Below are 18,782 nucleotides of genomic sequence, written 5' to 3' on the forward strand. Positions count from 1 at the left end.
CACGACTTTTTTTTATTTACTTTACAAAAATTATCTTTTCTTTTGAAACTATTCGATCTTTCGTTAAAACTAAAAGGCTTCCCCATAAAGGAAGCTAAAAATCATTTAAAATTTATTCAAAATAAAGATGATAATGCCTTTAAAGATTATCTGGAAACCAGAAAACAAGATATTGTATCATATCATTTAAAACACAATTCGTTTTATAAAAACTTTGCAAAAAATGCTAATCCATTGGATTGGAATAGCATTCCCGTGATGACCAAACAGGATTTGCAGCAGCCTTTACCATCGCTTTTATCTGATGGTTTTTCAAAAAACAATATTTATATCGATAAAACATCCGGCGCTTCGGGAACACCGTTTGTTTTTTCAAAAGACAAGTTTTGCCATGCCTTAACTTGGGCTGTTATTCAAGATAGATTTGGCTGGTATCATATTGATTTCAACACCTCGAAGCAAGCGCGATTTTACGGTATTCCGTTAGATAAAAAAGGATATTACACAGAAAAATTAAAAGATTTTGTAAGCAACAGAACTCGATTTAATGTGTTCGATTTAAGCGAAGCGGCTTTTTATAAATGGCTATCAACTTTTAAGACAAAACCTATTGAATATATAAATGGCTATACCAACCCCATTGTACAGTTTGCTAAATATTTACAAGGCAAAAATCTGGTATTAAAAAGCGTTTGCGGTTCCATAAAAGTTTGTATTGTAACTTCCGAAATGCTTTTTGATGACGATAAACAACTTATGGAAACCCAATTTGGAGTGCCTGTTGTTAATGAATATGGGGCTTCTGAATTGGATTTAATTGCTTTTGAAAACCCAAAAAACGAATGGCAAGTGAATAGCGAAACCCTTTTTGTAGAGGTTTTAGACGAACAGAATAGCGTGTTGCCATTAGGTGAAGAAGGCCGGTTGGTTATCACGTCACTTTACAATAAGTCGCAACCATTTATTCGTTACGATATTGGCGATATTGGCATACTTTCAAAAGAAAGCACCTTTAAAAAGCCCATTCTTGAAAAACTAGTGGGCAGAACCAATGATATGGCTATTTTACCCAGCGGAAAAAAAGCGGCAGGACTTACTTTTTACTATATTACCAAAAGCATTATTCAGGACGATGGCCATGTAAAAGAGTTTGTAATTGAGCAGCAAAAGCTTGATACGTTTAAAATTTTGTATGTGAGCGATAAGACTCTTTCAAAAGAAAAAGAAGCTATAATTATAACAGAAATGGAGCGTTATCTTGAAAAAGGATTGCATATATTTTTTGAAAAGAAAACGCATTTACAACGCTCAAAAAGTGGTAAGCTCAAACAGTTTTCATCTTTAATACCAAAAAAACAATGAACATTACTATTGTAGCTGGCGCACGCCCAAACTTTATGAAAATTGCACCTATAATTAAAGCTATAAAACAGAAAAAAAAAGAAGGTTTTAATATTAATTACAGATTAGTCCATACCGGTCAGCATTATGATAAAAATTTAAGCGATACTTTTTTTGAGGAACTTAATATTCCTTTTCCAGATACAAATTTAGAGGTGAAAAGCGGCACGCAAGCCCAACAAACCGCGGCCATTATGATTGGTTTTGAAAAGGAATTACAACAAAATCCATGCGATTTGGTGATGGTTGTGGGCGATGTTACATCAACCATGGCCTGTACCATTGTGGCTAAAAAAGCAGGCGTAAAAGTAGCACATGTTGAAGCTGGTATTAGGTCGGGAGACATGAATATGCCCGAAGAAATAAACAGGATTGTAACCGACAGCTTAACTGATTATTTTTTTACAACCTCAACATACGCAAATAACAACTTGAAGCAGTTGGGCGTATTGGAAAAAAATATTTTTTTTGTTGGAAACGTGATGATTGATACTTTACGTAAAAACGAAAACAGGCTGAAACAACCTTCAATTTGGAAAGATTTAAACTTAAAGAAAAAGCATTATTTGGTGATGACGCTTCATAGGCCAAATAATGTCGACGAAGAAATACAGTTAAAAAACCTAATTACACAAATTGCTACCTTAGGAAAAGGTTTTCCTATTGTTTTCCCTGTGCATCCTAGAACAAAAAAGTTACTGCAAGGGCTTAAGCTGAATTTTGAAAACCTGCATTATATTGAACCCTTGGGTTATTTAGAGTTTAATTATTTGGTAAAAAACGCTTTTGGTGTTTTAACAGATTCAGGTGGCATAACCGAAGAAACTACGGTTATGGATGTGCCCTGTATAACGCTTAGGAATTCCACCGAACGCCCCGAAACTTGTGAGCTAGGTACAAATGTTTTAGTTGGAAATGATCCCTCAAAAATTAAATCTGCTTTTGAGAATTTGCTTTCTGGTAACTGGAAACAAAGTAAAATTCCAGAACTTTGGGATGGAAAAGCTGCCGAACGAATTGTAAATCATTTGGTTGAAATTTATAGCCTATAAATGAAGAATATTCTAATAATAACCAGCTATTACCCTCCAGAAACCGGTGCGGCATCCAATAGAATTTTTCATTTAGCCGATGGGCTTCAAAAGCGCAACTTTAACGTGTCGGTAATTACGCCTTTGCCCAATTATCCTACCGGGAAAATATTCAACGACTACAAAGGTGAGTTTAAGCATATTTCAACTGAAAAAGGTGTTAAAATTTTTAGATTATGGATTTACGCGAGCAACTCAAAAAACAAGGTGTTGCGATTGTTAGCAATGCTCTCTTACAGTTTTAGTTTAATTTGGTTTTTTATGTGGAATAAAATACCGAAAACCGTCATTATTCAATCTCCGCCTTTGCTAGTTGCCTTTACTAGCGTGTTATTTTTAGGGTCAAAACAACGCAAGATCATTTTGAATGTAAGCGATTTATGGCCTATTGCTGGCTTGGAACTGGGTGCTTTAAAAAAGAATTTTAGCTACAAAATCCTTGAATATATTGAACGATTCAACTATAACAATGCTGATTTGATTCTAGGGCAAAGCGAAGAAATTATTGCACATGTAAAATCTATTTTCCCAAAGAAAGAAACCTTTTTGTATCGAAATTACCCAGATTTTTCGCCTCCTGAAATTATTCAAAAAAAAATATCTAAAGAAAAATTGACCTTGGTATATGCTGGGTTGCTTGGTGTTGCCCAAGGTATTTATAAGCTTATAAAGCATCTAGATTATAGTAATATCGAGTTTCATATTTATGGCAACGGCTCAGAACAAGACAAAATTAAAAGCTTTTTAAACTCTAACCCAAACCTTCCCATTTTTTACCATGGTGAAGTAGCTAGAGATAAGCTTCACAAGGCATTGTTACAATATGATGTAACCATCATTCCGTTACTAAACAGAATTTATGGTTCGATGCCTTCAAAAATATTTGAATATGCGCGATTAGGTTTGCCCATAATTTACTTTGGTGGCGGTGAAGGCGAAACCATTATTAAAGATAACGCGCTAGGTTGTATTGCAAAACCTGGTAATTATAATGATTTGAATAGAATAATTGCAAAGATTAAACCGTTTGAAATAGATTTAGAACTAAAGCAAAAAATAAAGAAAACAGCTCTTAAAAACTTTGACTTTAACACACAGTTAAACCATTTAGTGGCGCATGTTTAATATGCTTTTTCTTCCCCTTTCAAGGCATTTAAAAATGTTTGAACAATAATTTTTATATCTAATAGCAGCGACCAGTTTTCTATATAAAAAATATCATATTTTACCCTGTTTATAATGTCTTTATCCTTTTCTATTTCTCCCCTGAATCCGCTTACTTGCGCTAATCCAGTAATTCCAGGCTTAACAAAATGACGAACCATAAATTTATCAACTTTTTGGGCATACATATTGGTATGGCTAACCATGTGAGGTCGTGGACCAACAACAGACATATCGCCAAATAATACATTAAAAAACTGGGGCAATTCGTCTATACTTGTTTTGCGAATAAATTTTCCAATCTTGGTAATTCGCTGATCGCCTCTAGTGGCTTGATGCAAATGAGCGTTCTTATTTGGCGTCATCGACCTAAATTTATAGCAATCGAACTCCTCATAATTAAAGCCATTCCTAGATTGCTTAAAAAACACAGGCCCTTTAGATTCAAGCTTTATTAAAATGGCTAAAATCGGGGTTAACCACGATAAGACGAAAACAATGATAAACGAAGAAAATAAAATATCGAATAAACGCTTGATAAATTTATTTAAAGATTCCTGTAAAGGTATAGACCGTAAAGATAAAATTGGGATGTAATCATAATATTCGTACTTAAGTTTTTTAGTAAAAATATCTTTGTTGTCAGGAATAAACTTTAACTCCCGCAAGTTATTATCAGCAAAATCGATCAATCTATTTATTTGTTTATTAGAGAGTTCTGCTATTGAAAAGTATATTTCGTCAATATCATTGTCAATAACATAATTAAAACATTCGTGCAGTGAAAACCCTTCTTTATTTGTATTATACTGCTTCATAAACTTGTATCCAAAATCAAGTCTATTATTGAACGTTTTTATTAACTGTCTGGTTTTTTCGTTTTTTCCTATAACGATAACATTTCTGGTATTTCCTCTTAAAACAGATCTATATCTTTTAAGTAAAATAAAAGTCAATATTTTAACCACCGAGATTAACACAAAAACCGTAGCCAAATATTGAGCCAATCCTAATCTGCTTATATTGGGTTGTTTAAATACACCTATGTAAGCATACATAATTACGGCAAAAAAAAGCATCTGTGTTACCAAAAGCGGTATAACCTGAATTATTCTAGTGTGCCTTTGGACTTCATAAAAATGATTTTTAAAAGAAATGATTATCCATAGCATAGACAAATAGCCTACAAAAAGGTAAATGTTTGTTAGGTTTAACTCAAAAAATAAAAGAGTAGAAATAATAATGCTTAAATCTATAAAACCAAATAATGGTTTCATTAAATTTGAATATCTACCACGTTTATAATCCATTGCTACTTATTAATATAACCTTTAAAATCTTTATGCTCGCTTTTAAATAATTCTTCTTTTGATAAAGATTTAAAGTATTCAAAAGTTATTTTCATACCTTCTTCTCTTCCTGTTTTCGGCTCCCATCCCAATAGTTTTTTTGCTAAAGTAATGTCGGGTTGGCGTTGCATGGGGTCGTCTACTGGCAGGTCCTTATAAATCACTTTTTGTGCTGTTCCTGTTAGTTTAATTATTTCTTCGGCAAAATCTTTAATTGCAATTTCATTAGGGTTTCCAATATTAACAGGGTAGGCATAATCACTTAACAGTAACCTGTAAATGCCTTCAACTTGATCATCAACATAACAAAACGAACGGGTTTGCATACCATCGCCAAAAACGGTTAAATCCTCTCCTCTTAAAGCTTGCCCCATAAACGCGGGAATAACTCGTCCGTCATTAAGTCGCATCCTTGGTCCGTAGGTGTTAAATATACGAACAATCCGTGTTTCCAATCCGTGAAATCTATGATATGCCATAGTAATTGATTCTTGGAAGCGCTTTGCTTCATCATATACACCTCGCGGGCCAATGCTGTTTACATTACCATAATAATCTTCGGTTTGCGGATGTACCAAAGGGTCGCCATATACCTCTGATGTTGAGGCAATGAGTATTCGTGCCTTTTTAGCTTTAGCCAATCCTAACAGGTTATGCGTTCCTAAAGACCCCACTTTTAGGGTTTGTATTGGAATTTTTAAATAGTCGATAGGACTAGCCGGAGATGCAAAATGTAGAATGTAATCTAATTCGCCTTCAATTTTGATAAACTGGGTCACATCGTGTTCAACAAACTCAAAGTTTGGATTAGAATCTAAATGCTGTATGTTTTTTTTGTCGCCAGTAATAAAGTTATCCATTCCTATAACTTTATACCTCTCAGAAATAAATCGGTCACATAAATGAGAGCCTAAAAATCCCGCCGCACCTGTTATTAAAACTTTTTTCATGTTATTTAATTTCCGCTACCTATTTTGTAGTAGATAAAACCAATACCCTCAATTATCTCTTTATTTAAAATTCCTCTTCCGTCAAATATAAATGCCGGCTTTGGCATGTTATTATAAATGTTTTCCCAATTATAGTTTTTAAATTCATCCCATTCAGTTAAAATAGCTATGGCATGTGCGTCATTGCAAGCTTGATAGGGATCTTTTTTTACTGTTAACAAGGTTTTGTTTTCTTTTGCTGATCGTGTATTTAAATTAGCTATATCTGCATAGATTCTTTCTTCGGAAACTTTAGGATCATAAACCTCTATTTTAGCTTGCTCATTTAAAAGGTTATCGGCTACTTTTATGGCAGCGGACTCACGGGTATCGTTCGTATCTTTTTTAAACGCCCAACCTAAAAAGGTTATTTTTTTACCGGAAACGGTATTGTATAATGTACTTACAATGTTATCAGAAAAGCGATTTTTCTGGTGGTCATTCATAATAATGACCTGTTCCCAATAATCTGCCACTTCGTTCAATCCATAACTTTTTGCAATATACACAAGATTTAAAATATCTTTTTGAAAGCATGATCCACCAAAACCAACCGAAGCATTTAAAAATTTAGGCCCAATTCTAGAATCCATTCCAATAGCCTTTGAAACTTCTTTAATATCTGCGCCAGTTTTCTCGCAAATTTCTGACATGGCATTTATTGATGAAACACGCTGCGCTAAAAAGGCGTTAGCAGTGAGTTTTGAAAGCTCTGAAGACCATACGTTTGTTGTTAAAATCTTGTTTTTAGGGACCCATTCGGTATAAATATCTACCAATGCCTTAACGGCTATTTCTCCTTCTTTCGTAGATTCATCTCCCCCAATTAGTACACGGTCCGGGTTTAATAAATCTTGCACCGCAGTACCCTCGGCTAAAAATTCTGGATTAGATAAAATTTGAAATTGAACACCATTACCCACATTATCTAAAATACTTTTTATGGCAGATGCTGTTCTTACGGGAAGTGTAGATTTTTCTACAACAATTTTGTCTTGTTTCGCCACTCTGGCGATTTGTCGGGCACACAATTCAATATATTTTAAATCGGACGCCATCCCTTTTCCTTTACCGTAGGTTTTAGTTGGCGTATTTACCGATATAAATATCATTTCGGCCTCATCTATGGCTTTATCTATTTCTGTAGAAAAGAAAAGGTTTTTGCCTCTGGTTTCTTTCACAATATCGGCTAAACCTAGTTCGAATATGGGTAGCTCATCAAGGTTTTTGGAGTTCCAAGCCGCTATTCTTGCTTCGTTAACATCTACAATGGTAATCTTTATGTTTGGGCATTGTTTGGCTATTACCGCCATGGTTGGGCCACCTACGTAACCTGCGCCTATACAGCAGATGTTATTTATTTTCATCTTAATTAAATAAAAATTTTAATGTTTGTAAATTTTTTTTAATGTGTTTTGTATTTGATAATTATTTGAAAAATCTCCAATAACTGAAATTAATTTTTTGTTTGAACCAGTAAGTGTTTTTATTTCGTTTTTTCTAATGAAATCAGGATTTACATTGACGTTTATTTTATAATTCGCCAAATTTTCCATTGCGCTAATTATATACTTTATATTTACTGCTTTACCACTACAAACATTAATAATATCTGATTTTAAGTTAGAGATTAAAAGCTTTGTGTAACATTCTATAACATAATCGACATCATTAAACTCTCTATAAACATCTATGTTTCCTAAAGAAATATTAGCTTTTTTTTCTTTAAAATGCGATACAATTTTAGGAACTAAAAAATGTGACTCTTGCCCTACACCTGTATAATTAAAAGGTCTAGTTATAATTATGTTCTGACTATTAAAATAAGCTTTTGTCATATTTTCCATAACCAATTTACTGTTCCCATAATGGTTAACGGGTTGCGGGCATAAAGTTTCATCTAATTCACCTTCAATATTACCATAAACAGCAGCACTACTTGCAATTAGAATTTTATTAGGAATATAGTCTAATTTATTTATTGCTTCGAGTAAATTTATAGTGCCAAAAACATTAACATTATAAATGTTTTGTTTGTCTTTAGAAGCAACAAAGGAGATAGCTGCCAAATGAATAATATATTCGGGTTTAATCGTCACCAAAATATCACTAATCCGTTCCTCTTTTAAAATATCACAAGGATAGTGATTGGGATTATCTGTTTTTCTAAATGTAGTTCCAAAAACTTCAAATCCTTTTTCCAATAAATGTTTTTCTAGATGAAGTCCTGTAAAACCATTAATACCTGTTATAAATACTTTTTTCTTAGAACGTTCCTCCATTTTGATTTCTTTCAATATCTTTCTTAACCATCATGTCGCAAAGTTCTTGAAGCGTTGTTTTAGGTTTCCAACCTAGTTTATCATTGGCTCTAGAGGCGTCTCCAATTAGCAAATCCACCTCAGCTGGCCTGTAAAACTTTGGATTTACTTTAATTAGTGTTTTACCAGTATTTACATCTAGACCAATTTCATTTTCTTCTTTTCCATTCCATTCAACATCCACATCAATAGCTTTAAAGGCTAATGAAACGAAATCTCTAACAGTTTGCGTTCTATTTGTAGCTAACACAAAAGTTCCTGGTTCGTCAATTTGTAGCATTTTATACATCCCATCAACATACTCTTTAGCATATCCCCAATCTCTTTTAGCATCCAAATTACCCAATTCTAAATGACTTTGTTTTCCTAAATGAATTTTTGCTACTGCATCAGTAATTTTTCTTGTTACGAACTCTTTACCTCTTAATGGAGATTCATGGTTAAATAAAATACCGCTAGTGGCGAATAAACCGTAAGACTCTTGATAATTTAGTGTTGCCCAATGCGCAAATACTTTTGCAACACCGTATGGGCTTCTTGGGTGAAATGGTGTATTCTCATTTTGAGGAATTGCATGGACTTTTCCAAACATTTCAGATGTTGAGGCTTGATAAAATTTAATTTTAGGGTTAATTGTTCTTATAGCTTCAAGTAAATTCATAGCTCCAACCCCTGTAATTTGAGCTGTGGCAATTGGTTGTGTAAAAGAAACACCCACAAAACTCTGTGCGGCCAAATTATAAATTTCATCTGGGTCGATTTCTGAAATTATTCTATACGCACTAGATAAATCAATTAAATCGTACTCTAATAAGGTTAAATTTGGGTGTTGGTCTATGCCCAATTCTTCAATTCTCCAAAAGTTAGTCGAACTTGTCCTTCTATATGTCCCATAAACTTTATAATCCTTGTCAAGTAAAAGTTCAGCTAAATATGCAGCGTCTTGACCTGTAATTCCGGTAATTAATGCTTTTTTCATTTTATTTTATTTCTTTCCAATTATTATATAATCTTTCTACTGTTTCTTTAAATTCATTTTCAAATCTTTTAATGCTAAATCGCTCCGCATTTTTTCTTATAACTTCTTTATTAAACAATGATTCGTTTTTTTCAAAATAATTTAAAGCTTCTAAAAGTGAGTTTACCTTTTGATTGTCAAAAAATACTCCAGTCTCAGTTTCGGAAATCATGCTTTCACTTGGAAACACTCCCTTAATAGTTTCAAGAGCTCCCCCTTTTCCAAAGGCAATTACAGGAACTCCACAAGCCTGAGCCTCAATCGGAGCAATCCCAAAATCTTCTTCAGCTGCAAAGATAAAGGCTCTTGCTCGTTTAATCAATTCTTGCATCTCTTCCTTTTCAACGTATCCTTTTAGATTAATATTTGGGCTTACTAGTTTTTTTATTTTTTTGTAGTCAGGACCATCTCCAACAACAATTAATTTTTTATCCGTCTTAGAAAAAGCCTCCACAATTAAATCAATCTTTTTATAAGGAACCATTCTTGAGCATGTAATATAATAGTCACTAGTTTGTTTAGTTATTGTAAACGATTCTGTATCAACTGGTGGATAAATTACAATAGATTCTTTATTATAAATTTTTTTTATCCTTTTTCCTACATAATTAGAGATTGCTATATAATGATCTGGTCTATTTGCTGTCGAATAATCCCATAGTCTTAATTTAAACAAGAAATATCTAGCAAAGAACCCTTTAATTCCTTTATCTAACTTGGCCTCTTTGATGTATTGTGCGTACAAATCCCATGCATATCTTACAGGAGAATAAACATAAGATATATGTAGTTGATTAGGTCTCGTTAAAACTCCTTTTGCAACGGAAGATGAGGAAGAAATAACTAAGTCATAATCTGTTAAATCTAACTGCTCAATCGCAAGAGGAAAAAATGGTAAATAGCTCCTATATTTTGTTTTTCCAAATGGAAGCTTTTGGATAAAAGAATTTTTTGTCTGTTTACCCTTTAAAATGATATCTCTATGCTTTTGTGATAAATTATCAATTAAAGAAAAATGATCAAAATCACTCCAAATATTCGTAAAACTCTCAACGCACCTTTCTGCTCCGCCATATACGGTGTACCAGTCGTGAATTAATGCTTTTTTCATAAAATGCCTTCTATTTTTTTAACTAACCTATTTGTCGAATCATTCCAACTAAATCGATTAACATTCTTTTCTCCTTTTTTCTTTAATTGATTTCTTCTATTCGAATCAATTAATAGTTTTTTAATCGCGTTTTTAATACTTTCAATAGAATGCGGATCGCAGTATTCTACTGAATCCTCATATACTTCTGGTAATGAAGTTGTGTTAGATACAACACAAACAGTCCCGCAGGCTTGAGCCTCTAATGGAGGAATGCCAAAACCTTCGAACAAAGAGGCATAAATGAATACTTCCGCTCTATTATAAAGTTTAATTAAATCTTCATCACTTAAATAGCCTGTAAAGATAATGTTTCTATTATACTTTTTTTCGTTTAATTCAATATTTGAAAACGTTTTGCTTTTTGATCCCACAATAACGAGTTTATAGTCTGAATTCAATTCATTAAATGCTTTGATAACTCTTTGAAGATTTTTTCTAGGATCGATTGAAGATACGGTTAAAATAAATTTTTCTTTTTTTAAATTCAAATTCTTAAACTTGACTGAAGGTGCTGCATATATAACATAAATATTATCATTGCTAATCTTGTATACTTTATGTATATCTTCTTTAACATAATTGCTGTCTGTAATAATCTTCAAAGAGTTCTTTAAACTTAAGGGTATCAAAAGATTATATGGTTTTTGAAATGAATAAGAAAACCATTCTGGATAATGTTTAAAAGCTAAATCGTATAAAAACATTACTTTCCTTTTATAAAATACCGGTGCTATACCAACAAAATTAATTAACAAGGGGTTTTTATTCTTGTTTAAAAATATTGGTAAACTAATCTGTTCCCAAAGTTGCCCTTTTAAATTACCATAAAAAACAATATCTATATCGTTATCTAATTTATTTATTATTGTGGCTTTTGGAGCAACCAAAACAATTTTTTTATTTCCTATTTTTTTTGGTAACAAATTGCATATTTCAAAAGCATATCTTTGAACGCCTGTCATCTTTTGAGTTAAAAACCTAGCATTAATCACTATCATTGTTTGATATTTAAATTAAAATTTTTTAATAAAGTAGAATAAGCAAATAAACAATTAAACATTACAAATAAAACTATCCCCGTGTTTCTAACTAATATATTTTCAGTTAAAAACGCAATATACATTAAGATTAAAAAATTAAAATACTCATTGTTTTGGGTTACAATTGCAATTTTTAAAAAATATGCAAATGAGAATAAAATTAAAATAAAACCTATTGCTCCGAATGATAAAATATAATCTAGATACTGATTGTGGGTATTGTAATTAGTTTTTTGAAATGCACTAGTATCAAATTTCTTATAACACTCATTTAATTTTTGCTGTAAATCGGCTGGAGCAAAGCCTATAATTGCCGATTCATTAATTAACGACAAGGAGCAATTATAAATGGCCATCCTTAAGTTAAACGAATTATAGTAGTCTCCTTTAGGATAAATGTACTTGGTATTAACAATTTCAATTACTCGTTTTTTAATAGGAGATACGTAAGCTAAAACAGCAAAACCTGAGATTGACAACACTATTATTATAACTAATTTCCTTTTATTTTTGATTTCTTGATAAGCTAATAAAACCCCAACAATCAATATGGCTATAATCACGCCTCTAGAGCTCGCAATAACAATTCCAATTGTTAACATCAAAAACAAAAAAATATTAAGTCTACGATTTTTGAATCTGTTGTAAAAAAGCAATAATAATCCTATTCCTAAAATTAGTGAAAAATATATAGCATGTTCTCCAATAATTGGCGTCAATTCAATAGTCTCTCTAAGTTTTATATTTATAAAATAAGTGTTTTGTTGATTATAAATACTTTTAAGATTAATGAGTATATATAATATTGTAAAAATTACAGAAATAGAACATGATATAATATACGTTTTAATGAAGTTTTTTATTTGCAGATGTGATTTAAAGGGTTTTAAAATAAAAACCGTAAACGGAATTACTAAAAACGATAAATTCTTTTCAATTAGTTTAATGCCGAGTGATAAGTCTTCAGTCCAAATTAAAGCAATCAAATAAAACAAAAAAGGAGTTGTAAATAAAAAAAACAAAAACCATTCCTTTTTGACCATTGTGTTTTTTTCTTGGTTAGTTAATCTAAAAGAAATTATAGAAAAAAAAACGAACAGCATGATTGCTATACTAACCAAAGGTAAAGAGAGTAAAGGAAGTAGAGCTAACAAGTACAAGAATATCTTGCTTGCTTTTAATACGTAGTTAGGGATTTTCATTTACCCGTTTGTTATAGTTAAATGCATAAGGTATAGCTAAATAAACCCAAATGAATAACATTATAAAAGAAGGAAATGCGTTAAAAGAAATCAAAATAGCAATAACTCCTCCAGTTATAAAATCATTTTTATTTTTGATTGCCACAAATAAGGTTTTTACTAAAAAAAACATAAAAAAAACAAACCCAACTACACCATACTCAGACCATACTTCTAAATATACATTGTTTGTTATAGCCCTCTTATTAGTTCTTGCAATATAATTATCAAACCATTTAGATGGGTTTTTTACTACGGTTTCATAATCATTATAATAATCATAATGAAGCGCATAGTTATATGGACCTACACCAATAAATGGGTTATATAAACCTTGTTTAAAAGCAATTCTACCAGTAAGATATCTATCTACTTTAGAAAAGTTATCATTAGTAAGATGACTAACAGGTTGAAATATTTTTCCTTTAACATAACGCTGAAAAAACTCTGTTTTTGCAGAAAAAATAACCGCCATTAAAATTAAAGGGTAAACAATCAAAATTTTGCCTGTGAACATTTTTTTTCTGTAAATATAAACCAATGTTAAACACCCACTTACAATAGAAATCGTGGACATAGTTGTAATAATTGTAAACATTAAAAACCAACCTACTTTTGTTTTACCTCTAAAAAAGGCAATTAATGAAGATAATATTAAAAATAGGCCGAAAAAATTACCTTCTTTAAAAGTGCCACATCTAATTATCCCAAATAAATTTTGGGGATTTGATTCCATCCCAAATAGCTTTATATAAGGTAACCCGAGCGCTGAAAAAACAAACAAATACCATGAGTATGAACTTGCAATAACAGCTCCTAAAACCCAAAACTTTAAAATCCTTTTGTTTCTTGAAATAAAATATATACTAATAAAAAAAGCTGTTATATTTAAAATTATATAACAAAACCTTAAAAAACTATCTCCAATAGCACTTATTCTGAATGGTATCTGTTTTAAAGGATAATCATACTGCCAGAAGCTATTTATCATAAATGACAGAAGTGCCCATAATAAGAAAAGAAATATGGCCTTGTTATTTATAATAAAGTGTAAATATTCTTTAGGCACATACCCAATAAAAAAGTATATTCCAATCATTACTATTAGTAATATTTCTGACACTTTTAAAGGGAATCCCACATTCAGTGTAAGAGCTTGCGTAAAAGGCAGGAAAAACAAGAACAAGCAAAAAAATGTAGCAATTTTGACTTTCATTATTGACTTATTAAATATTTTTTTTACTATACAGTGTCAAAGTATTCCACAAATCCAAACATATTAAATTTATTATTCCTTTTTTTTGCAAAATCATCGTTATCTTCAGAAATATTTGAGATAACTTTGATTGTTGATTTCCATGACCTACATATTGGCCCAATCTCCAAGGTTTCAAAGTCATAGTAAAACTGAGCTTTATTGGTGTACTCTTCTAAATCATGACACATAAATATTATTGGTCTATCCAATAACAAAAAATCAAAGAAAACACTTGAATAATCAGTTATTAATACATCAGTAAATTTAAGTAACGGATATGGGTCAGAGTTTGGGTATATTAAAATATTGTTAAATCCTTTTGTAATTCCTTTAAGTAAGTCAAAATCTAAAAAATGAGCTTTAATCACAAATATACTATTCGTTTTTCTACAAAAAGCATCCATTTTTTTCATGTTCAACCCAGAGTCTTTAATTACGTCTATTATTGTTTTATTAAATTGTTTTCTTTGGGTTGGCAACCATGAAATAATGCATTTATATTTACTCCTAAGCTCTAAAAGCATTTTCTTTTCTGGAAAGAAAGTTTCGCTTAATTCAAAGGTTTCTTCAAAACAGAATGTTCTAGGCTGTTGCGATAATACAATATTATCTTCTATCTTATTATTTCTAAATGACTTAGAAAATGGTTCTACATAATTATCCTTTGCTCTTTTAGAGGGTGCCATTAAAACATCGCACTTCATATAATATGCATATGGCAACCATTTGGAAATAAAAAGTTTTACTTTGCCAGAAAGATTGTCGTCCATCCAATCCCCTCCATACCCAATTTTTCTTAACGGCATCCCGTGCCATAATTGAACAATTTTTGCTCCTCCAATTAAGGCTCCATTAATATCGTCTAATTGGTGAGACAAATAGGCTTTTGACGCTCTTAAGGCTGTATAAGCGCCTCCAAAAGAATATAAGAATTTTACTGGTAAACCTTTTGAATTTAGTTCTCTAACAACATCTCTGCTCTTTGTTAGCCAAATTAGATTTAAACCACTCTTGTCTCTGTTATAGTACTTTAAGTAAAAATACTTTGAATTGTCTGCAAAATATTTTCCTAATGAAGACCCGATTACAATTAGACCTTTTTTCTTTGGAAAAAAAATAGAAATATAATAAATAGGCAGCCCTATCACTGTTTTTAATATTATCTTTAATCGTCTGAGAGCTGTTTTCATTAAAACATCTAGTTTTTTTTATTACCTAATAAATTTAATTTAAAAAGTTTAATAACACCTACAGATCTTATACTTAAAACAATAACTTGAGTGAAAATTAATAATAATACCATTGAATATATAGTAAGGAAAGAAGCTATAAAAATTAAAATAGTTACATGAATTATACATGCTACAACAACACTATAGTTGGCGTATTTTTCAAAACCAAATGCACCAAGTAATGGGTAACCAATAAAAGTCGCTGGCACAATAATTAATGCTAAAAAGCAAAAATATTTTAACAACATAGCACTTTCTTGGTATCCTTCTCCAAAAACAAAATTAACTATTTCGGAAGAAAAAATTACGGTAATTAAACAAACTAGTAGATTAAAAACCATTGCAGAAATAAATATTTTTTTAAACAGTTTTAAGTCTTTTTTTTTAACCATATATGGGTAAATTGCATCAGATAATGGGCTATAAATTACTGTCATTGCTGTAAACAACCTTTCAGCAACTCCAAAAATTCCTGCATAAAATTCTCCAAGAACTAAACCTACAATAAAATTATTACTTGAGGTATATAGAGCAACCGAAGCCCTAGAGTAAAAGTATTGGGTACTGTTTTTTAATTCTTCTTTTATATCTTTCCATTTAGATAAATAAAAGGAAACTCCAAATTCTTTATAAGCAAAAAATAATGATAATACTCCTGCAAGAACAAACCCAATAGAATACAATAAGGGTACGAATATAAACTCGCTTGAATGTTTTATAAATACAAAAATTAAAAGTGTAAAAAGCGACTTAGAAACTAAATTAACTATGGTAATATATTTCATTTTTTCCATACCTTGAAATAACCATGTTGGCGTTATTGCTTGGCCAACTACTATACCAAAACCCCAAAAATAGGCCAATCGATTCCCTGCTAAAACAGGTATAAGATTGGTTAATATTAATAAAATAGCCAATGATATTATTAGCAACAATACTTTAATAATTAGGATACTGCTAAAAATAGTGTTAACTTTTAACTTATCATTTCTGTGTAATGAAATATCTTTTGTAGCTGATAAATTAAAACCATAATCACAAATCACATTTAAAAACTGCATAATAGAATAAACCATTACCACAACCCCATAATTAGAAACCCCTAGCACTCTAGTTAAATAGGGCAAAGTTACAAATGGTAGAATAAGGTTAACTCCTTGTAAAGTAGAAAGAGCTAAAAAATTTTTTACTAAAACATGTTTAAATGTTACAAGCTTCATTTTAATAAGTTAAATTTATAGCTCCTGCATGAAAAAACCTACTCTCTTAGCTTCTTTAAAGTTTCGTTTATTAAAGTAGAAGATGTTCCTTTGGTATATGGAAAGTACACAATTTTTACTCCAACGGCCTTAAATTTTTCATCAAGTTCTTTCCATTTTTCACTCTCAAACCAGTCATCGCCAACAAACATGACATCAAACTTTAGGCGTTCCCACATTTTGAATTTGTCCATATCGTTTTGGGGAACAACTGCGTCAACATGTTTAATGTTTCTAACAATTTCCATGCGCTCTTGGTGGCCTATTACGGCTTTTTTGTTTTTATAAGCAACTAACTCATCAGATGTTACTCCAACAATTAGCTTGTCGCATAATCCTTTAGCATTTTTTATTAAATTTAAATGTCCAATATGAAATAAGTCGTACACCCCAGACGTGTATCCTATCGTTGTTTTTTCGTCTCCTCTTTTGTACATAAGCTAATGTTATATTACCACTTCCACTGCTTATTGAAGTAGTTACTTTTAAATAATTCTATATTAATAAACATCCAGAGTATTTGTCCTGCTCTAGATTCGGTTTTACTTTTTTCTATTAAATCGTTAACAACACCCTCTTTTAACCAATTGGCTTTTGGTAAAAGCTCTTTGGCTAGAGATTCTAGGTTATCAAACCATTCTGTTAAAGGCACAGGAAATCCTATTTTTTTTCGCTCAATGATTTCTTCGGGCAAATATTTGTAAGATAATTTCCTGAGTAAATATTTTGGTGTGTCCAAGGTTTCGCTATATTGATCAGCACTCATAGACTTTGCTTTATTCTCCGCTTCGTCATTTATCCAACGTAGTTTCATATCGTAAGGAATATTACGATATGAAAATTCAATTAAATTATGATCTAAAAAGGGTACTCTAGCTTCTACTGAGGTTTGCATCGTTGTCATGTCAACCCGCTGTAATAATCCTTTTACATGGTATTTATGAAAAAACTTGAAAACACTTTCTTCTTTAGAGCTAGAATCAAAACTTTCCTTTATTTCTTTATCAAACTTGTGTCTGTAGTTTTTAGGTGTGTTAATTAATTCATCTCGCATAGACCTGGGTACATACTCGTATTTTGAAATAAAGTAATCGTAAAATGATTTATTAGTTTCTTTATTGGAATAATCAAATGGTGATCTAAAAATCCTACCATATCCTCCTAGCAATTCGTCTGCTCCTTCGCCCGATAATACAACAGTAATTTTTTCTTTTAGTTTACTAGACATTACAGCTAACGGGATTTCGTTGGGCACACCTAGTGGTGCATCTTTGAATTTAATTAGGCGCTCCCAATTAGACATATAATCTTCTTTATGCATTAAGATTTCATGGTGTTCGGTATCATATTTTTCAGCAATCATCTTTGCATACTCAAACTCATTAATTTCCTTAAATCCAATTGTATACGTGTTAACTTTTTCCTTTTTATTTATAGCCGTAATTGCAGTAATGACACTAGAGTCAACTCCTCCACTTAAATAAGTTCCTAATGGCACATCGGCAATAAGCCTATATTTAATCGCTTTATTTAACTCTTCGTCTAACCCACTTAGAATTCTACCCTCATTATACTCCTTGGACATATTAAATACTTGTGGAATGTCCCAATATTTGTTTTCAATTGAAGACAGGTTTTTATCAACCAGTAAATATGTTCCGGGTTGTACTTGAAAGATGTTTTTAAAGAATGTATAAGGGGAGCGTATGTACCTATTTGCCAAATATTCGTCTACTGCTTCTTCGTTAAATTGTGCATCCACCAAGCCACTAGACAGGATGGCTTTTATCTCTGATGAAAAAATTAAATGTTCGCCATCATTATAAATGTAAAGGGGCTTTATCCCCAACCTGTCTCTTACTAGGTACAAATTTTTAGTCTCAGAATTATACAAAGCAATTGCAAACATACCATTAGCTTGTTCAATAAACCAATCAATTCCTTTTTCTTCTACGGCCGCTAAAATGACCTCTGTATCTGAGGTTGTTTTGAAACTGTAATTAAGCTTTGATTTTATTTTTTTAAAATTATAAATCTCTCCATTAAACACTACATGCCAATAGTTAGAGTTGGAATGCATTGGTTGATTAGAAACCTCTCTTGTATCTATAATACTTAATCGTCTGTGCCCAAGTACAAGATTATCATCTCCATAAACTCCTTCGGCATCAGGCCCCCTATGTTTTATAGAGGTATTCATCCTTAAAACTCTTTCTTTAATATTTTGAATATTTTTTTTAGAATAGATTCCCGTTATTCCGCACAT

At 31.4% G+C, this 18,782-nt stretch carries 16 protein-coding genes; 3 read left to right on the forward strand and 13 right to left on the reverse strand.

The window, feature by feature from the left end; all coding sequences use genetic code 11:
- Window positions 1–42 precede the first annotated feature (42 nt).
- The 3 genes from RNZ47_RS02660 to RNZ47_RS02670 are packed head-to-tail and all read left to right on the forward strand — an operon-like array spanning window position 43 to window position 3,617.
- Entirely contained in the window at window positions 43–1,362 is a 1,320-nt protein-coding gene (locus RNZ47_RS02660) for a phenylacetate--CoA ligase family protein (RefSeq protein WP_311935964.1), read from the forward strand.
- A complete protein-coding gene (gene wecB / locus RNZ47_RS02665; RefSeq protein ID WP_311935967.1) occupies window positions 1,359–2,453 on the forward strand; it encodes a non-hydrolyzing UDP-N-acetylglucosamine 2-epimerase in 1,095 nt (364 codons plus the stop codon). Before RNZ47_RS02660 ends, wecB begins: the two co-directional genes overlap by 4 nt.
- The gene (locus RNZ47_RS02670; RefSeq protein ID WP_311935970.1) at window positions 2,454–3,617 is read left to right on the forward strand and encodes a glycosyltransferase family 4 protein; all 1,164 of its coding nucleotides are present in this window, start codon (window positions 2,454–2,456) and stop codon (window positions 3,615–3,617) included.
- Here RNZ47_RS02670 and RNZ47_RS02675 read toward each other — a convergent pair.
- From RNZ47_RS02675 to asnB, 13 genes are read right to left on the reverse strand one after another with little or no spacing between them, the layout of a single operon-like run.
- Entirely contained in the window at window positions 3,614–4,966 is a 1,353-nt protein-coding gene (locus RNZ47_RS02675) for an undecaprenyl-phosphate glucose phosphotransferase (protein ID WP_311935973.1), read from the reverse strand. The two genes, RNZ47_RS02670 and RNZ47_RS02675, sit on opposite strands and share 4 nt — an antisense overlap.
- Before the next feature lie 2 nt (window positions 4,967–4,968).
- A complete protein-coding gene (locus RNZ47_RS02680) occupies window positions 4,969–5,955 on the reverse strand; it encodes a UDP-glucuronic acid decarboxylase family protein (RefSeq protein ID WP_311935974.1) in 987 nt (328 codons plus the stop codon).
- Window positions 5,956–5,960: 5 nt separating this feature from the next.
- Window positions 5,961–7,361: a nucleotide sugar dehydrogenase gene (locus tag RNZ47_RS02685; RefSeq protein WP_311935976.1), complete on the reverse strand. Its 1,401-nt coding sequence runs from the start codon at window positions 7,359–7,361 to the stop codon at window positions 5,961–5,963.
- A gap of 18 nt (window positions 7,362–7,379) precedes the next feature.
- Window positions 7,380–8,276, reverse strand: a complete 897-nt coding sequence (locus RNZ47_RS02690) for a GDP-mannose 4,6-dehydratase (protein ID WP_311935979.1) — start codon at window positions 8,274–8,276, stop codon at window positions 7,380–7,382.
- Complete coding sequence (gmd, locus tag RNZ47_RS02695) at window positions 8,260–9,294, reverse strand: GDP-mannose 4,6-dehydratase (protein ID WP_311935981.1); 1,035 nt, start codon at window positions 9,292–9,294, stop codon at window positions 8,260–8,262. The genes RNZ47_RS02690 and gmd overlap by 17 nt, the downstream gene beginning before the upstream one ends.
- Window position 9,295: 1 nt before the next feature.
- Window positions 9,296–10,444: a glycosyltransferase gene (locus tag RNZ47_RS02700; RefSeq protein WP_311935984.1), complete on the reverse strand. Its 1,149-nt coding sequence runs from the start codon at window positions 10,442–10,444 to the stop codon at window positions 9,296–9,298.
- Entirely contained in the window at window positions 10,441–11,484 is a 1,044-nt protein-coding gene (locus tag RNZ47_RS02705) for a glycosyltransferase family 4 protein (RefSeq protein ID WP_311935987.1), read from the reverse strand. Before RNZ47_RS02705 ends, RNZ47_RS02700 begins: the two co-directional genes overlap by 4 nt.
- Window positions 11,481–12,728, reverse strand: coding sequence for an O-antigen ligase family protein (locus tag RNZ47_RS02710; protein WP_311935990.1), 1,248 nt, complete (start codon window positions 12,726–12,728; stop codon window positions 11,481–11,483). The genes RNZ47_RS02705 and RNZ47_RS02710 overlap by 4 nt, the downstream gene beginning before the upstream one ends.
- Window positions 12,715–13,983 carry an O-antigen ligase family protein gene (locus tag RNZ47_RS02715; protein ID WP_311935992.1) on the reverse strand — a complete coding sequence of 423 codons (1,269 nt, stop codon included), beginning with the start codon at window positions 13,981–13,983 and terminating at the stop codon, window positions 12,715–12,717. The genes RNZ47_RS02710 and RNZ47_RS02715 overlap by 14 nt, the downstream gene beginning before the upstream one ends.
- A gap of 26 nt (window positions 13,984–14,009) precedes the next feature.
- Complete coding sequence (locus RNZ47_RS02720) at window positions 14,010–15,215, reverse strand: CDP-glycerol glycerophosphotransferase family protein (RefSeq protein WP_311935995.1); 1,206 nt, start codon at window positions 15,213–15,215, stop codon at window positions 14,010–14,012.
- Between the two features lie 8 nt (window positions 15,216–15,223).
- Window positions 15,224–16,477, reverse strand: a complete 1,254-nt coding sequence (locus RNZ47_RS02725; protein WP_311935998.1) for an oligosaccharide flippase family protein — start codon at window positions 16,475–16,477, stop codon at window positions 15,224–15,226.
- Window positions 16,478–16,515: 38 nt separating this feature from the next.
- On the reverse strand, window positions 16,516–16,953 hold the full coding sequence (locus RNZ47_RS02730; protein WP_311936001.1) for an FAD synthase family protein: 438 nt from the start codon (window positions 16,951–16,953) through the stop codon (window positions 16,516–16,518).
- A gap of 14 nt (window positions 16,954–16,967) precedes the next feature.
- A complete protein-coding gene (gene asnB / locus RNZ47_RS02735) occupies window positions 16,968–18,782 on the reverse strand; it encodes an asparagine synthase (glutamine-hydrolyzing) (RefSeq protein ID WP_311936002.1) in 1,815 nt (604 codons plus the stop codon).

The organism is Hwangdonia seohaensis (genome assembly GCF_031932625.1).
GTDB classification, from domain to species: Bacteria; Bacteroidota; Bacteroidia; order Flavobacteriales; family Flavobacteriaceae; genus Hwangdonia; species Hwangdonia seohaensis.

Excerpts from the sequence above, each read along its gene's own strand:
- RNZ47_RS02680 (WP_311935974.1), bottom strand. The coding sequence starts at position 5,955 with ATGAAAAAAGTTTTAATAACAGGTGCGGCGGGATTTTTAGGCTCTCAT.
- wecB (WP_311935967.1), top strand. The coding sequence starts at position 1,359 with ATGAACATTACTATTGTAGCTGGCGCACGCCCAAACTTTATGAAAATT.
- RNZ47_RS02710 (WP_311935990.1), bottom strand. The coding sequence starts at position 12,728 with ATGAAAATCCCTAACTACGTATTAAAAGCAAGCAAGATATTCTTGTAC.
- RNZ47_RS02685 (WP_311935976.1), bottom strand. The coding sequence starts at position 7,361 with ATGAAAATAAATAACATCTGCTGTATAGGCGCAGGTTACGTAGGTGGC.
- RNZ47_RS02715 (WP_311935992.1), bottom strand. The coding sequence starts at position 13,983 with ATGAAAGTCAAAATTGCTACATTTTTTTGCTTGTTCTTGTTTTTCCTG.
- RNZ47_RS02725 (WP_311935998.1), bottom strand. The coding sequence starts at position 16,477 with ATGAAGCTTGTAACATTTAAACATGTTTTAGTAAAAAATTTTTTAGCT.
- RNZ47_RS02730 (WP_311936001.1), bottom strand. The coding sequence starts at position 16,953 with ATGTACAAAAGAGGAGACGAAAAAACAACGATAGGATACACGTCTGGG.
- gmd (WP_311935981.1), bottom strand. The coding sequence starts at position 9,294 with ATGAAAAAAGCATTAATTACCGGAATTACAGGTCAAGACGCTGCATAT.
- RNZ47_RS02720 (WP_311935995.1), bottom strand. The coding sequence starts at position 15,215 with ATGAAAACAGCTCTCAGACGATTAAAGATAATATTAAAAACAGTGATA.
- RNZ47_RS02700 (WP_311935984.1), bottom strand. The coding sequence starts at position 10,444 with ATGAAAAAAGCATTAATTCACGACTGGTACACCGTATATGGCGGAGCA.
- asnB (WP_311936002.1), bottom strand. The coding sequence starts at position 18,782 with ATGTGCGGAATAACGGGAATCTATTCTAAAAAAAATATTCAAAATATT.
- RNZ47_RS02670 (WP_311935970.1), top strand. The coding sequence starts at position 2,454 with ATGAAGAATATTCTAATAATAACCAGCTATTACCCTCCAGAAACCGGT.
- RNZ47_RS02705 (WP_311935987.1), bottom strand. The coding sequence starts at position 11,484 with ATGATAGTGATTAATGCTAGGTTTTTAACTCAAAAGATGACAGGCGTT.
- RNZ47_RS02690 (WP_311935979.1), bottom strand. The coding sequence starts at position 8,276 with ATGGAGGAACGTTCTAAGAAAAAAGTATTTATAACAGGTATTAATGGT.
- RNZ47_RS02675 (WP_311935973.1), bottom strand. The coding sequence starts at position 4,966 with ATGGATTATAAACGTGGTAGATATTCAAATTTAATGAAACCATTATTT.